The organism is Desulfosporosinus acidiphilus SJ4 (genome assembly GCF_000255115.2).
Taxonomy (GTDB): Bacteria; Bacillota; Desulfitobacteriia; order Desulfitobacteriales; family Desulfitobacteriaceae; genus Desulfosporosinus; species Desulfosporosinus acidiphilus.
Genome location: NC_018068.1, coordinates 3,991,290 through 4,007,586 on the forward strand (window position 1 = coordinate 3,991,290; position 16,297 = coordinate 4,007,586).

Sequence of the window (16,297 nt, forward strand, 5' to 3'; positions counted from 1 at the left end):
ATAATTTGTTTATATCAGTATAAATTGGATGCTTGATCATAATCCCAAAATGTTTTCTATAAATTAACCCTTTTTGTCAACAAACCTTGGGGCAAGCTTGTGATTTTTATGGTACATCTGATTCTTTCTGAGAGCGCTGTGGAAACGTAAAATTTGAAGTTTAATTGCTTCCCTGGCCATTTCAGCTTTTTCTTTATATTCCTTGTCTATGGCTTCGATTTGTACAATGACATTATTTAGTTGTGAATATATCGTTGTTAGACTCTTATACATCTCATCTGAAATATAGGACTCTAGTGACTCAAGAGTAAAACTCCTGATATTAAGTATATTAATTATTTGATTGTGGATCACATTAATTTCTTTATTTACTTCATCAACCTTATTAATTAGAACTTGACGCTGCTCAAACATTTCATGGATCGGTTCTACTTCGTTATCCGGTGACTTTGCTTCAAGCTGTTGAGTTAATTCAAGCATTTGCTTAAATCCTTCAAGGTTTAGGGTCAGTTTCTCGCAAATACCCCTGCATAGATTGTTAACTTCATTGTTTATCATCTAAAGCCACCACCACTTTCTTAAACCTGTTTGAGTCTTGCTCCGGGACCAGTAAGCTCGTCGTTAGCAAATATTTCGCCTAAGTTCCTTTCGATTGCCCCCTCAATTTTTGCCCCTTGACTTGCATTAATAAAAACAACTTGTGGATTAGCTTTAATAATTCTTTCGATCCATCGTTTAAAACTTAGTAAGCCCGAGTTTGTATACAACAAATCACCGTTTATACCTAGAACTGTATCGGAACTGTAAAGAGAAGCGTCATTACTTACTCCGTAAATTTCGGAAAATGTTTCGGTATGATGTTTTTTCCCAATAAACGCCAAATCTTGACCAACGAAAATAATAGGGTTTGCTCTTCCTTGAAGAGCTATAGATAAAAGTGCTGTTGCCACTGACTTACCGGTATTAATCGTTATGCTCCCTACTTTCGGCTGATTATAAAAAATGTATTTAGGCCCCTGATAATTCAAAAGGGCCGTAAAAGAGGCCGTATCTAAAAAACAAAGCGGTACTCCAAGATTCTCAAATCCCACAAGTTGTTTAGCTACGATATCCTGAGGATCGATAATACAAATCATATCCGGCTTTATGTGGTATTTCATTAGGGTTCTCAGAGCACTTCCCGCGCAAAATAGGTTGAACTGATTTCGATATTTGGTTAATTCTTCGATGCTTGTATCTAATGACGGTCCTGAGGAGACGATAATTAGCGGCCTAACTTGAAAATCAAAACCTTTTAGAAAATCTTCGATAGTACCATGCTCAAGTGTTTGGTTAAGGTCATTATTTCTTTCAAGCATTGGCCCAAAGCGCTCCCAAGCAATTCTTCCAACTTCAAAGTCCAGAATTGCACTTTTCAAATTTTCCTGTTTTCTTGGTAAAACCCTTAGGGATGGTTTATATATTAATATATTTTCCACCAGATTAAGCTTTTCTGCAAATTCAGTGAGGAAATTACTTTGATCTCCTCCTATCAGGCTTAGGCGCCGATCATCCATCATCTCTTTAACGAGATCCAAGGTCTTTGCTTGAGATAAAACCGCTGTGTCCGCTTCAAACACATAAACTTGGCAATCTGAAGAAATTCTTTTAAGCAGTTCAGTAACATGATAACCAAAGGCTAAACCATAAACAACCACATTCTCTTTATCTTGATATATCGCCTTATTATTTTCAAGCAGAGAAAAAGCCTCCCTGGCAGGATCGAATCTGCTGTGAACTAAAACATCATTTACAGATAAAGTAGGTTGACCATTCTTGGCCTTGAAAATTCGCAGAATACGACCATCGTTTAAAGTCATTGTCTCATCCAAATTATCCCCCCCTTAATATTAGTGGGCCCGTAAACTCTAAGCAAGTAATAATTTGGGGCCGCTCAAAGCCTTGGGCAGTAAACTACTCCTACTGTATGCTAATGATCAAGATGATTCTCTATTACAGCAGCAAACTCTATGAGATACGACCGTAAATTTTCAAACAGATCGTGAAGCGATTTTGCTTTTCGTAATATATCCACCTCAGGGGGCTCCTTCTCGGAATCAGTATCCATATTATAGTAAGCGGACATTCCACGTATAAATTCAGATCTGAACGTGTAAAAAATCCAGCGATCTTTCATTATATTCTTTACTTCTTCTTCCATTTCAAGAAGATGTCGATTCTTAAGTTCTAATGGTATTTGCGGATTTTCGATTGTATTATAGAGTCTTACCCCCTGCTTACAAATTGATTCGGCAACCCGTAATTTATTAAGGCGCAACTCAAAGGAATTTCTAATCTTTTTAATCATGTCATTATCGGAAACTCCCAGTTTGACAGAATTCAGCCAATCGCCAAAGGAAACTTTCTTCTCAGCCTCAAGGCCCACATATTGTTTTAAGGCATCCTTTAACGCAAGCTGTCGGGTTCCTTTAATTTTAGCCCCTCCCTCAGTGGCGTTAATTACCAAAGAAAAGTTATTCTCTAAAAATTCCTCATACCAATCTCTAAATAATTTCCAAGTTTGGCATGAGGATACTTCTCCTCCCTCATAACCTTCTAAAAATAGGACATCATCATTCTGGGAAAGCATCGTGTTTTGCTCATCATATATACAACCCCGGCTATGAGTCTGTCCTTCCTGACCGTAAGCCAGGTCTTGTCCAATCAAAATAATCGGCGACGCCCCAAGATGGCGAGCGACTATAAAAGCGAAGTGAGTTACCGATAATCCTGCGGGTAACGCCTCACTGCCCATATCCTGGGCAAGTTCATGCTGAAAATACCCGCCGCCTCCAAAGATTAACAGGTGTTTCCCAAACAGATCCGCGCAGCGGGGATCGACACCTGGATTAGCTACAAAAACTATGGACTTGGGAATAGGTTCATTTCGTTTATAATGTTTCTCAGCAAGGTCAGAGTGAATATCGATACTAAAGGCGGCATCTGGAATAATTCCATAATCCAGCAATCGATTAAAGACTGTGTTGACACAAAATATAGTAACTCGATCCTGCCATTCCTTAAGTACGTCGATATTTTTACTTAAAGACGGGCCTGCCAAAACAATTACCACAGGTTTAGACCAAGCATTTGCAAACTGACTCGGATACGGGGCCCGAGCCAGGTAAGGAACATGTTTTATGGTATTTTTTAACCTCCGTAGCATCCAGTTGATTTCATCGTTCATTGCGAGGTAATGACTATTCAACACTTCGCGCACTATTCTGTGCATCGTTTGAACCTCTTCCACCGCACTGTTTAGCTTGGAAGGAAAATCTAAGAAATCTATTTTCAGAAGTTTTAATAGAGAATCCTCTATGCTAAATACATCATTTAAGATTGATCTGATTTCTGAAAGGTTTCCAAACACCAAAACAACTCGGCCTGAAGCCAGAATCCTTTCAAAATCTATCACTTGCATGGCCGCTCGAATGATATCCCAATCTGTTTCCAGAACAAAAATCAGTAACTCGGAAGACGTTTGATTTACCAATTCGCCTAGATGGTAGCCTAAGCCTAAGCCAAGAACAAAAATCGAGCCCTGTTTGGAAAATTCCTTCCCCGCAATTAATCTTAAAGCTTCATTTAAAGGATCATAGGCACTATGCAGGAGGATTTCACGGCCTTCCGCCTGTTTGACCCCAGTGAGATATCCTTTTTTACCAGTATATATATTTACGGATGAAGTTTCCTGAGGTTTCAGCATACACTCTGCAAATCCCAGAGTATGCAGGAAATGAAAATTTTTTTGATAGAGCATCATTAATTCATTCCCTCCATTCCCAGCTTTGAACTCAGTCATCAGAACTCTCTGCCTGTTTCAAACCTTTGGTAGTATTATATATCCGTGCAGCCTCTTCCCATGTAGCTCGAAAACGAACCAGGAATTCTTCCACAGCTTGAAGACGGTCTGCACTTTTTTCAACCTGAGCTAAGGTCACTTCCTGCAGATAAAATTCATAAAGCCTTCGCATATTTTGGGCTATTTCACCTTGAGTCATATCCAGTGACGTGTTTAGTTCAACAAAGATATCCTGAAGCTTTCCCAACCACTTAGCGGCAGACTCCTTATCTTCCTCTGCCAGGGCGCCGCGCGCTTGTTGAAGAAAACGGAGTGCGCCGTCATATAGCATTAAGGTCAGCATTTCCGGAGAGGCAGTCTCTAGCGCTGAAATGTCATATGCACTATCGGATTTAGCGGTTATTGTTTTAGTCGCCATTTTCTACTCCTTATTTATCTAGTTTTTATACTTCAAAAGTTTTTGAATGCTTTCTTGCCACTCCTGGAGAATTGGACTAACTTCAAATTCTAATAAATCACTAATAGTAACCGTATCTCTTTTTTCCATGGCTTCATTAATTTCACTGATAATATCCATGACGTTATTTATTGGGATATCCTCAATTTGAAATTGGCGCGTCAGTTCAATAACCTGAACAAGCCAGGATATTCCCTCGGCAATAAGAGTCACGAATTGAAAGCCCTTATACTCCTGACCACTTTGGAATAATACTGCGGCATCGACTGTTCCTTTACGTAACTTGTTAAGGTATTCATCAGCTGTTTTAAGTGCTTCAATTTGTTCTTCCATTATGGGTCTCCGTTCTTATCCGAATTTTAATTAAGTAACTTATTAGCTTGCAATAGGTCCTTATCCAATATGATTCCAAGCAACCGGGGTTCCCCTCTTTACATTCTGGTTGATACGTTTACCTAAGATAATGTCATAGTATTTTACCGGCAGACCATAGCCAGGTCTGATTGCCCGGACATTTTCTTCATTGATTATTTCACCAGTCTTAAGATCTTTGACAAAGTATAGTGACCGTCGATACTGCAATGAATCTTTTTCTTTAGCAATTGGTCCATATGAAACCGTACCAATTGCTTGCCAGGCCCTCACACTCTCTTGAACTAACATTTTAAATTCTTCAGGTTCTAGTGAAAAAACAGAATCCACTCCACCGTCGGCACGGGATAACGTAAAATGTTTCTCAATAACTGTTGCGCCTAAGGCAACACTTGCCAGGGCAACGCCAATTCCCATGGTATGATCGGATAAACCGACTTCACAATTAAAAGCCTGCTTCATATGGCCTATGGTCGAAATATTTGTATTTTCAGGCGTTGCAGGATAAGTACTGGTACACTTTAATAAAATTAAATTATGGCACCCATTCTTCCTTGCAAATCGAACGGTTTCCTCCAACTCCGCTAAATTTGCCAAGCCGGTAGAAATTATCAAAGGCTTTCCGGTCATTGCCGCTTTGCGGATTAAGGTCAGATCTGTATTTTCAAAGGAAGCAATCTTATAACAAGGATTGTTCAAGGACTCCAGAAAGTCAATAGCTGTCTCATCAAAAGGAGTGCTAAAACAAATAAGTCCTAATTCTCTGCACCGTTCAAAAATTGTTTTGTGCCATTCCCACGGAGTATAAGCCTTTTGATATAGCTTATAAAGCGAGCTGCCTTCCCAAAGGCTTTCCGGATTTGTTATATTGAACTCGCCTTCGTCGATATCTAATGTCATTGTATCAGCCGTATACGTTTGAATCTTTAGGGCATGAGCCCCGGCCTCTGCTGCCGCTTCTACAATTGCCAAGGCTCGGTCCAACGACTGATTATGATTTCCCGACATCTCAGCAATAATAAAGGGTTTATGATCCTTGCCAATCTTTCGCCCAGCAATTTCAATAGCCGACATTAGTACACCTCTTATCATTTTTAGTCAAAATAAATTTATAAAACTGAAGATTGATTCTTCTAAGCCTAATGACTGCTTTCAATTTTGAAGTCATATTTTCTCAATAAATATTTCCTCATATTCAATCATCTCTCTGTGCTGCAGCCACTCGTCTCGCAAAATTGCCAAAACTACAACATCGAAATAAGTATTTTCTTTTTTTATATGGGACCTGAGTACCCCTTCTATTTTAGAGCCACAGGTTTCTTTAAGTTTAATAACTCGTTCATTAAAGGCCAAAACTTCGCTGATAAGCTTATTAAACTTTAATTCTTCAAAAACAAAATCACAAATGTTATACTCGAGAATTTTCCCGAAACCCCTGCCTCGCATTAAAGGATCGGCTATGTAATATCCCCAGGAACACCTTAGATTATGATAATCAATGTTTGTTAAATTTACAGTGCCAATTTTTGTATCTCTATACTTAATAACCCAGTGTTTACAGGTTGAGTCGTTACTAATATCATGAAGCCATTTGATCTGCATATTCATTGTTAGCTTAGGATCAGTAAACATATATTTTGTCACATCAGGCAGCATTCGCCAATGCATTAAATTGTCCAGATCTGTGGCTTTAACTTTAACCAGTTCAAGCATCGCTTTCGCTCCCTTATTTTAAATTTTCCTAAAAACTCTCCCTTCCCTTGATCGGCACAATAAGATTTAGGTCAATCTTGAAGGATTTTCTTTACTAATTCATCTATGCCTAAGGAATTATTGATTCCAATTAACTCCAGTGATTTATTAGCCATATCTCTTAATTTACTCGGTTCCGTGATAAATTCTTTTGTTGCCTTTACTAAAGCCTCGCCGGTAACCCCTTCATACCATCCAAGATTACAGATTGCACCAAGTTCTGAAAGAGCAACAGTTGTTTCCAATTGGTTCTTGGCAGTGATTGTCACGATTGAAGGCAACCCCAGAAAACACCTCTCCCAAGTATTCGATCCTCCCGCTCCAAAGGCTAAATCAGCCTTATTGATCAGTTCAGCCATATTTGAAACCTGACAATGATAATGTATATTTGGCTTGGATGCGCATATTTCTTTGATCATTTCTCTCTGCGAATTTGAATGCGCCGTTACCACATGTAGTACAAATTTCTGTCTAAAACTATCTCTAAGCGCTTTCAAACACTTTTCCGTTTCGTGGGTCGGATCAGCGCCACCGTAAAAAATTAGAACATTCAAGACATTTCCAGTCCTAATTCTCATGTTCTTTTGGGTCTGGTAAAATTCATCTCTTAATAATAAATAACGTGGTCCAAGAAACAAAGAACATGTCTCAGGAACCAGCCCTCCATAACGCCCTTGTGCCTGAGGATAATAATTTTGATCTAATAAAATATCACATTCATGACGTCTGTTAGCCAAATCATCAATGACCATAATGTTTCGAACCTGCGCTTTAAAATATAACTGCCAGCGATAATCAATTCTATAATGGTCTACAATTATGCTAGCAATGTCTTGATTTAGGCCTTTTATTACATTCATTGTTTGCACGGCATCAAGCTTCAGCAGAGGTTCTTCCCATGGCAGCTCCGTCTTGGTTAAATCTAATTCGTTAACGCCAAGTCGCGGAAGAAGATATACTTCAAACCCCTGACTATAAATGAATTCAGACAGATTGCCGGAAAGGTCACGGCAAATAAAGCAAACATCGGCGCCCTGAGTTTTTAATCGCCTTGCTAAGGTCAGACAACGCATGATATGTCCGCTGCCAATAACTTGAGAAGCATCTGCACGTATAACTACTAACAAATCATCATCTCATTCTCGCAATAATAGACGTTTCTACCTCAACTTCTTTTGCTCAACCTGCGAATTAATCTCTGCCCATTCAGGATGATTTTTCATTAGTTCCAATACATCTTCTAACTTAAAAAAGGGATTTCCTGGGTAAAGTTCCTTTAAAATAAGCTCAATAAGAACAAAATCCTCCGGCGTATCGACTGTCAACCTATATTGGCTTGCATCCATTAGATAAGGCACATTCAATAAACGATATCTGTCGTCATGCTCATAAATATAGGGCGTTACATGTTCCCTATAGGGTTGATCAACGGCTTTTTCATATGTTTCTTTCAAGATTTCAAAGGGAAAAGCCTCTGTATCCATCCCTCTGGGAAAAGTTCTATGTAAGCAACTTGAAACATAATCACAACTGTCCAGATTCTTCAAATAGGTATCGATGACCAGACTGACAACCGCAGGATCAATGAGCGGACAATCCGAAGTAATTCGCACAACAACTTCCAACCCGTTTTCCTTTGCAGCTCCGAAATACCGCGCCAACACATCTTCCTCTGATCCTCGAAAGATCTTGATACCTAACCTTGAGGCTAAATCGATGATTGGCTGATCTGTCTCATTTATTGTTGTCGCGATGATTATCTCATCGGCACGCTTAACACGTTTAAGACGTTCAACCTGATACTCTAAAAGCGCTTTGCCCATTACAGGCAAAAGAATTTTCCCCGGCAACCTAGTTGAGGTCATCCTAGCCTGAATGATAATTCCAACCTTCATTCTCATTCTTACAACCTCTCTAGCTCAAGCTAATTTAATCTAACTATATCCCATAACGTATCATAAAAAACCATCCCCAGTTCAAAGCTCAAGAAATAGTCCCTAACATTTACTGAAATAGTTACAAACCTTATTCACCGCCATGATAACATCTTGAACATCTTCATCCCTCATCGCCGGGTATAGGGGCAAGGTCACAATACGTTCATAAAACCGCTCGGTTTGCGGACAATCCGGACGAAAATCCTGACTTCTATAATAGGGATGATGATAAACGGGAATATAATGCACATTAACTCCTATGTTTTCAGCTTGGAGAGCTTCAAATATTTCCCGTCTTCCCGCTTTAAGTCTTTCTAATTCAAGCCGAATAACAAAAAGATGCCAGGAGGATTCACCTTCGAAGTCCTTTGGAGGAAGAACCAGGCCTTCTAGTGACGCGAATCCTTCCAGATATAGATTGACCAATTGCCTTCTCCTGCTTAAGAAGGCAGCACTTTTTTTCAGTTGAGAAATTCCTAAGCCCGCCTGAATATCTGTCATGCGGTAATTATATCCCAGACATTGCATTTCATGATACCATGGTCCTTCACTTCCACGGCATTTACTTGGATTTTTAGTAATTCCATGGGATCGGAACATAAGCAGCTTTTCATAATACTCGTCGGAATTCGTAACAATTATGCCTCCTTCTCCCGTTGTTATGTGCTTCACGGGATGGAAGCTGAACATAGTCATATCTGCTGAAGAACCAACGGGAATACCATTGTAGCTTGCACCAAAAGCGTGGGCTGCATCCTCAATAATAATTAAACCATATTTTTCGGCCAGAAGACGGATTCTATCCAGAGCGACGGGTCTACCGGTATAATCAACGGGTATAATCGCTCTGGTTTTTGGGGTAATGAGGTCCTCAATTGTCGTCGGATCGATATTTCCGGTTATAGGGTCAATATCGGCAAATACCGGACGCCCTTTCTGATAAAGTACGCAATTAGCTGAAGCGGCAAAGGTCATTGGAGTAGTTATTACTTCATCATCTTCTCCTATTCCCGCCGCAAAGACCGCGCCATGCAACGCAGCCGTTCCGTTGGCAAAAGCAACAGCATAGGAGGTTCCTGCAGAATCAGCAACCTCACGTTCAAATTGTTCGATGGCTGGCCCAGTTGTCAGAAAATCCCCGCGGAGAATTTCGGAGACCGCCTTAATATCATCTTCGCTAATCCACTGTTTCCCATACGGGAGAAGGCTATCGCGCACAGGTTTTCCACCGTAAAGAGCTAATTGTTCTGTCATTATCTCCCATACCTTCTCTCGGGTTAGACTACTACAGGAACGTTATTAGTACTTATTTCTTTGCTAAACCCATAATTCAAATCATATACTCAAGGTATCAGTTGCCCTTCATCCAGGCCCTTATCTTTAAGAGCCCGTCTTCAAGCGACACTCTTGGCTCCCAGTTTAACAGTGTTTTGGCCTTCTGGGAATTACAAAGCAATTTCGGAATTTCGCTTTGAGGGTGAATGTGATCTACATGCCGGATTTGACTCTCATTACCGCAAATTTTTACAGCCAAGTCATTAATGCTAATATCCCTTCCCAAACCAGCATTAATAATTTGCCCGTTCACGGAATCATCAAGCCCTGCTGCCACGACAAAGCGAGCGCAATCTTCGACATACAATAAGTCTCTTGTTTGTTCGCCGCTGCCGTATATATTTAACGGTTCACCTCGCAGCGCCTTATTCGTAAAAATACTGACTACTCCGCCTTCTCCAGAAGCCTTCTGCCTTGGGCCGTAGGTATTAAACGGCCTAATGACTGCTCCCGGCAGGCCATAAGCGAAAAAGTAAGAAAGAACCATATTTTCTCCAGCAATCTTCGAACCTGCGTAAGGAGAAGCAGGCTTGATCGGTGAAGTTTCATCAATCCCCGCTGCCCCTGTTGCCCGATCATAAACCATACATGTACTCATGAACACCATTTTAACTCTGTGTTTGCGGCAATTTTCCAGTACATTAAAGGTACCCACAACATCATTGTCAAAGGTAGTTTTCGGGTCATCAATACTGTCTTGGACGTTGATACTGGCTGCTAAATGATAGCAAACAGCAAAACCATTTGCGAACAACTGTTCAAGAACATGATTATCTTTAATATCGCCGCGTACAAAACCCTTAAATCCGCTCTGACCAACCGATGAGTTCAGGTTATCCTCTGAACCATTTGACAAATTGTCTAAAACCCAAACCTCATGTCCATCCTGCAGTAACTGTTCAACAACCCAAGAACCGATAAACCCGGCTCCTCCGGTCACTAATGCCTTCATTGCCAATCCTCTCCAGTCAAAAGTTCTGCCGCTAATAAATGGCGTATCTCATTGTTCGTAAGAACTTGTCCTTTTTCTGAGCTATAATTCCCCTCGGAGGCTTTGGAAGCCATATGCATGACCGTTCTACTGCCGCCGAATGGAGCAGGAATAGCATACATATGCGGGTATTCATATGCATTTTTAGATTCTTCAGTAGTCATAAGTTCTTCATACATCTTTTCTCCGGGGCGAAGTCCAATATGCTGGATTTCAACTTCACTTGTCTTAATTCCATATCTCTCACAAACCAGATCAATAATTACTTCGGCAAAATCGCCTAGACGAACAACAGGCATTTTAAAAACAAATACTTCACCGCCGCCGGCAAGTTGCATAGCTTCCATGGTTAAACGAGTCGCTTCAGAGACGGTCATCATGAAGCGACTCATATCCGGCGAAGTCAAGGTTATTCTGCGTTGCTTTAGTATTTGCTCCACAAATAGTGGAATCACCGATCCCCTGGAACCCATGACATTGCCAAAACGCACTGCCGAGAAAACTGTCGAGGCGGACCCTTTTTGGTATTCAGCCGCAACAATTAAACGCTCCGCCATCAACTTCGTAGCCCCCATCGCATTTGTAGGGCTGATTGCCTTATCCGTACTTGTAAAGATGACTTTCTGTACTCTCGATTCCAAGGCAGCCTGTATGACATTTTGCGTACCGACAATATTAGTCTGAACCGCTTCAAAAGGATTGTATTCACATGCTGGTACATGTTTCAAAGCTGCAGTATGAAATATATAATCTATTCCCTCAAAGGCTCGCAGCAGCCGAGAATAGTCTCTTACATCCCCTAATAAGAAGCGAAGATTAGAAGTTCCTCGATATTGTTGCTGCAATTCAAATTGTTTAAACTCATCCCGGCTATAGATGCGAATCACTTCTGGGCTTTCAGCAAGCAACGTTTTTAGCAATGATCGTCCTACTGTCCCTGTTCCACCGGTGATTAAGATTCGTTTTCCTTTAAACACTGCCCGAACTCCTTTCTGCCTTCTCAATAATCAAATAATCTATTCTAAAACTTTAATAATAATCTTATCTATATTATTATGCTTAACTGAGCTTTTCCTCTTGGTCCAGCTCCGGCACTTTATCTTCCAATATCTTCTTAAGTTTATTTAAAAAAGTTGTTAAATCCTTAAACATTTCCTGCAATAATATAGCCTTTTTAATTATCATTTCCTCATCATGGTCATCCATTGAGCCATTATTTAAGTTGATATAAGCTCCCATCCTGCTGATATATTCAGGTCTGAACAGGGAGTATATCCATTCATCTGTGAGAATATCGTAAGCCGTCTGATACATTTGGTTTAAGTATCTTTTTTTAATTTCGGTAGACATATTAGCATCTTCTATAAAACTGTACATGTTCGCAGCTCTTGTATAAACCTGTTCAGCTATACTAAGCTTCTTAATGCGTGACATAAACGAGGTTTTGATCGTTTCAATTCGATCGTCGTACAGGATATCCTGAGAAACACTTGCAAGCCAATCTACAAAAGAATCTTTCTCAGTCGAATCTATACCAACATATTCTTCCATAGCTTCCTGCAAAGTCATTTGAACAGTACCCTTAATCCTGACCCCGCCCTCAGTGGCATTAATAAGTAAAGTCGGGTAGCGTTCCAAGAATATTTCATACCAATCTCTAAACATTCTCCATGTCACTTGCGATGGAACCTTTTCCCCATAATAGCCTTCTAGATAAACAATTTCTAATTCCTTTTCTATATCCACTTTAACTTTGTCGTAAACACTTCCCGAACTATGAGTTCGTCCTTCTTCGCCAAAAGCTAAATCCTGACCAATTAAGATTATGGCCGGGGCACCAATATGATAGGCAAAAGCAAAGGCAAAGTGGGTTACTGACAATCCCATAGACAAAACGCCGCTCCCCAAATCGTTAGCCAACTCGTGCTCAAAGGATTCTGCTGAACTGAAGATAAAAAGATGATGCTTAAACGCACTTGCACTGCGCGAATCAACAACCGGGTTAGCGACAAAGACAATAGAATCCGGAATGGGTTCATCCCGCATATAATGTTTCTCCGGAATAGTAGGGGTTCGATCCAAACTAAATGTAGCATCCGGGATAATCCCAAAGTCCAATAATTTATTAAACACCGTATTCACGCAAAAAATCGTTACTCGATCTTGCCATTCTTTAAGCACCGCAATATTCTTGTTTAATGATGGTCCCGCCAAAACTATTACCACTGGTTTATGCCATGTATCAAAAATCCGGTTGAGAGTTGGTGACTTGATGAGGTAAGGTAAATGTTTTACCAGGTTCGTTAAGCCTTGAACAGGCCAACCTAAATTCTTCCCTAATGCATGATGATGATATTGTACCTCTTCAAGTACTAGATTTCGCATTTCTTGTACAGATGGTAACTCTACACGGTATTTTGGAGGAAAATATAAGAAACCAGTTCTCTGTAATTTAAGTATTACTTCTCCCATAACAAAAAGCCTGTCCAAAATCGCCTTGATTTCCAATGGTTTGCCAAAAGCCAAAACTACTCTACCTGTTGATAAAATCTCCTCAAAATCAATGACTTTCATAGCTGCTTTCACAATATCCCAATCCGTCTCTAAGACGAAAATAAGAGTTGATTTTGGAGTTTGATCCAATAACTTAATCAGATGATAACCTAAGCCTAAACCAAAGAGAAAAATTGATTGATAAGAAGCGGTATCTCCTTCATCGATCAATACTGAGGCTTCTCCCAACGGATCATAAGCACTATGCAAGAGAATCTCTTGTCCTTCGGTAAGTTTCGTTGCCGTGTAGTACCCCGATTTGCCTTTTATAAGACTAACTGAGGAAGGTTCATATGGGTCCAAAACCTTTTCTTCGAAACCTTGAGAGATAAGATAGGCTAAGTTTTTTTCAAAAAAAGTCATATCAATCAACCTCGTTAGTCATTAATAATGGTTTTATTTCATAGATCAATATGTCGGTAAGCCGAACATAATCTTTTGTTTCCAAACATTTTATAGATTGTATCAGTAATTGCTGGAAGGTCTTTTGCATTAGAGCAGACTTTTTTTGGGCAATATTCTCCAGTCCCTGCAAAACGTGCTCGATCTCTTGGAGAGCCTGACTATCCTCATTCCGTATAAATAGTTCACGAATATAATCTAGAGTAAGAAATAATTCTGCATTATGCGCAGAATTTTTAATCTTTCGCATTATTATCTTTTCCCCAGTTCGTTATGTTGTTGATTCACTATCCTTGCGGCCTCTGCCCACGTTTCTCGAAAACTTCTCAAAAAATCTTCGACCGGTTGAAGACGTTCAACACTTTTTTCGACATTCGCCATGAGCACTTCGTTCTGATAGAATTCATAAAGCTTCCTTAAATTTACAGAGACTTCCCCTTGTTTCATATCCAGCGACAAATTTAGTTCCATAAAAATATCTTGAAGTTTCTGCAGCCACTTGTTCGTTGCTTCATGATTTTTTTCTTCCATAGCAACGCGGGCCTGAATAAGGAAACGAATCGCTCCATCAAATAGCATTAATAATAATTTATCCGGAGAAGCAGTTGCCACCGAGGTTTGTCTATAGGCACTATAAGGATTGGTTGATGTACTATGCATGATAGAGCGATCCTCCTTCGAGTTTAAGTGAATTATTTAGAACTGCTTGATGAACTATAACTTGGCAATGAATTGATCTGGTTTGTCAACCAAGTTCCTTGGGAATTCAACTTAGATAATATAGTCTCTAAATTTGTAAACTTGGCATTTAACATGTTTTGATAGTTGGTTGATTGCTCTTGAAAATCGCTGATCTGAGTCTCAAGATTCGAAATCTGGTTAGAATAATTGGTATTTATTTCAGATAGAGTTCCGCCGTATTCAATTAACGGATTGAGATAGGCAGACAGGGTATTCCCCAGCCCTTGAATAGCAGTCCCACCCAGGCCATTCGATGGTGTTACTCCGTTATAAGGAGCACTAAAAAGATTTGCCACACTTTGAGGATTAGCAGCATAGGCTTGTGCGAATTTTGACGTATCAAAGGTCAAAGCTGCACTTTCCCCAAAATTATCACTTGAGGTTGAAATACCAACTGTGCTTAAAAGATTGTCAGGAGACGTTTGATTTAAAAATGTACTGCCCATCATTTGTCTAAGCCGTGACTGAATATCTTCAAGCTGGGCATCCCCGAATAAAGCCCCCGCAGTCTTAGTCGTTGTGTCATAATTGAGATCACTGGCAATTAAACTTTGAGTAGAATTATAGGCATCCACGAAAGATTGCACTGCTTTCTGAGCTACCGAAGAATCCGCAGCTACGGACACTGTTGAACTGCCTCCGGCAAGCAAGTTTAAAGTTACACCCTGAATTGCCGAAGTTACAGTATTCGATGCACTAGAAATGCTGATACCATTCATCGTAAAGCTAGCATCCTGTGAATCTTGGGTTATTCCTCCTTGAGCAGAAGTCATTGCGCTTAGATTTCCCGTAAAATCATCCGAAGCAGCAACCTGTCCGGTGGTAGAATCAAGGGTTATGCCTAAGTTGGATATTGCACCATTAGGGTCGGAAAATTTGACATAATTGTTCGCCCCGGTCTGATTAGCTGTGATTGAAATTCGGTAATCATTGTTTGAATCAATCTGAATAAGGGTTGCGGTTACTCCCGCTTGTGCACTGTTGATTGCATTGACAATATCGGTTAAAGTGGGTGTCTGACTGCTAATAGTAACATTTTGAAGGGGATTGGTACCGACACCTATCTGAAAACTCCAGTTATTGCTTGACAAATTAGTATTTTGCATAACCTTGGTGACAACATTCTCTGCTTTGGCAGTTTGAGTTACATTGACGGTATAATTACCCGCCATGGCTCCGCTTCCTCCGGTTGCCGTCACTGCGCTTGTATTGCTGGATGTAGCGGTTGTGGCATCCCAAGTATCAGCAGACTGCAGTGCCGTGATAGTATCGTTCAAGGCGGATAAGCTGGTGTTTATAGCCTGCCAGGCAGATTGCTGAGATTGCAGAGTACTTTCTTGGGTTTGCATTTGAGTTTCTGGAAGATCATAATTTTGCATCATTGCCGATATTACACCGGAAAAATCATACCCAGACAAACCTGTTAACGCAGTTGAAGTCGAAGTTGAACTAACAGACATTGCAATCACATCCTTTCTAAGTGTATTGATTAAGCAGCAAACCCGCCAAATTAGTGAAAGATCCCAATAAGTCCATAATACTCTCGGGTGGCACCTCTCCCAGGATTTCGCCTGTTTTGCTGTTTACAACCTTTACTGAAACTTTATGAGTCTTCTCATCAATGACAAATTTCATATTCTTATCAATAATCCCCATCATACGATTAAGCTTTTCCGCCGTTTTTTCGATACTTTCTCGCGGAATTTCTTCGCGAGCTGACGGGACCTCTTGCTTTCGATCGACAATAGGCACTAATACTTCCTGTGTATTATCAGACTTCTGTCCAGGAAACACTTCTACAGGCGCAACTATAACCTCATTATTGGGCTGGATCGGATTAACCACGTTAGTCCCTCCTACTCAAACTCTGTGAAACAATTTTAATCTTAAACAAAAGAGGCCGACCGGCTGACCGC

17 protein-coding genes are annotated in these 16,297 nt (G+C 40.3%); all 17 read right to left on the reverse strand.

The genetic code is table 11. The annotated features are described in order from the left end of the window. Positions 1–63: 63 nt before the first annotated feature. The gene (locus tag DESACI_RS18315; protein ID WP_014828702.1) at positions 64–558 is read right to left on the reverse strand and encodes a hypothetical protein; all 495 of its coding nucleotides are present in this window, start codon (positions 556–558) and stop codon (positions 64–66) included. A gap of 20 nt (positions 559–578) precedes the next feature. Next, on the reverse strand, positions 579–1,871 hold the full coding sequence (locus tag DESACI_RS18320; RefSeq protein WP_014828703.1) for a motility associated factor glycosyltransferase family protein: 1,293 nt from the start codon (positions 1,869–1,871) through the stop codon (positions 579–581). 98 nt (positions 1,872–1,969) lie between these two features. Continuing rightward, a complete protein-coding gene (locus DESACI_RS18325; protein WP_014828704.1) occupies positions 1,970–3,802 on the reverse strand; it encodes a motility associated factor glycosyltransferase family protein in 1,833 nt (610 codons plus the stop codon). A 31-nt stretch (positions 3,803–3,833) separates the two neighbouring features. Next, positions 3,834–4,259 carry a flagellar export chaperone FliS gene (fliS, locus tag DESACI_RS18330; protein WP_014828705.1) on the reverse strand — a complete coding sequence of 142 codons (426 nt, stop codon included), beginning with the start codon at positions 4,257–4,259 and terminating at the stop codon, positions 3,834–3,836. 18 nt (positions 4,260–4,277) lie between these two features. After that, positions 4,278–4,631, reverse strand: coding sequence for a DUF8042 domain-containing protein (locus tag DESACI_RS18335; RefSeq protein ID WP_014828706.1), 354 nt, complete (start codon positions 4,629–4,631; stop codon positions 4,278–4,280). A 60-nt stretch (positions 4,632–4,691) separates the two neighbouring features. Further along, the gene (gene pseI, locus DESACI_RS18340) at positions 4,692–5,744 is read right to left on the reverse strand and encodes a pseudaminic acid synthase (RefSeq protein ID WP_014828707.1); all 1,053 of its coding nucleotides are present in this window, start codon (positions 5,742–5,744) and stop codon (positions 4,692–4,694) included. Between the two features lie 90 nt (positions 5,745–5,834). Beyond that, positions 5,835–6,383: a UDP-4-amino-4,6-dideoxy-N-acetyl-beta-L-altrosamine N-acetyltransferase gene (gene pseH, locus DESACI_RS18345; RefSeq protein ID WP_014828708.1), complete on the reverse strand. Its 549-nt coding sequence runs from the start codon at positions 6,381–6,383 to the stop codon at positions 5,835–5,837. A gap of 71 nt (positions 6,384–6,454) precedes the next feature. Continuing rightward, positions 6,455–7,549, reverse strand: coding sequence for a UDP-2,4-diacetamido-2,4,6-trideoxy-beta-L-altropyranose hydrolase (gene pseG, locus DESACI_RS18350; protein ID WP_014828709.1), 1,095 nt, complete (start codon positions 7,547–7,549; stop codon positions 6,455–6,457). A 33-nt stretch (positions 7,550–7,582) separates the two neighbouring features. After that, positions 7,583–8,323 (reverse strand): cytidylyltransferase domain-containing protein, encoded by a 741-nt coding sequence (locus tag DESACI_RS18355; RefSeq protein ID WP_014828710.1) that lies wholly within the window; start codon positions 8,321–8,323, stop codon positions 7,583–7,585. A gap of 96 nt (positions 8,324–8,419) precedes the next feature. Further along, a complete protein-coding gene (gene pseC / locus DESACI_RS18360) occupies positions 8,420–9,613 on the reverse strand; it encodes a UDP-4-amino-4,6-dideoxy-N-acetyl-beta-L-altrosamine transaminase (RefSeq protein WP_014828711.1) in 1,194 nt (397 codons plus the stop codon). Positions 9,614–9,710: 97 nt separating this feature from the next. Continuing rightward, positions 9,711–10,646, reverse strand: a complete 936-nt coding sequence (locus tag DESACI_RS18365) for a dTDP-glucose 4,6-dehydratase (RefSeq protein ID WP_014828712.1) — start codon at positions 10,644–10,646, stop codon at positions 9,711–9,713. Next, complete coding sequence (locus tag DESACI_RS18370; protein WP_014828713.1) at positions 10,643–11,662, reverse strand: UDP-N-acetylglucosamine 4,6-dehydratase family protein; 1,020 nt, start codon at positions 11,660–11,662, stop codon at positions 10,643–10,645. Before DESACI_RS18370 ends, DESACI_RS18365 begins: the two co-directional genes overlap by 4 nt. A gap of 82 nt (positions 11,663–11,744) precedes the next feature. Continuing rightward, positions 11,745–13,601: a motility associated factor glycosyltransferase family protein gene (locus DESACI_RS18375; RefSeq protein ID WP_014828714.1), complete on the reverse strand. Its 1,857-nt coding sequence runs from the start codon at positions 13,599–13,601 to the stop codon at positions 11,745–11,747. Position 13,602: 1 nt separating this feature from the next. Continuing rightward, positions 13,603–13,890, reverse strand: a complete 288-nt coding sequence (locus DESACI_RS18380; protein ID WP_014828715.1) for a hypothetical protein — start codon at positions 13,888–13,890, stop codon at positions 13,603–13,605. 2 nt (positions 13,891–13,892) lie between these two features. Further along, positions 13,893–14,300, reverse strand: coding sequence for a flagellar export chaperone FliS (fliS, locus tag DESACI_RS18385; RefSeq protein ID WP_014828716.1), 408 nt, complete (start codon positions 14,298–14,300; stop codon positions 13,893–13,895). A 32-nt stretch (positions 14,301–14,332) separates the two neighbouring features. Then, the gene (gene fliD, locus DESACI_RS18390) at positions 14,333–15,841 is read right to left on the reverse strand and encodes a flagellar filament capping protein FliD (protein ID WP_014828717.1); all 1,509 of its coding nucleotides are present in this window, start codon (positions 15,839–15,841) and stop codon (positions 14,333–14,335) included. A 16-nt stretch (positions 15,842–15,857) separates the two neighbouring features. Then, positions 15,858–16,226, reverse strand: coding sequence for a flagellar protein FlaG (locus tag DESACI_RS18395; protein ID WP_014828718.1), 369 nt, complete (start codon positions 16,224–16,226; stop codon positions 15,858–15,860). Positions 16,227–16,297 lie beyond the last annotated feature (71 nt).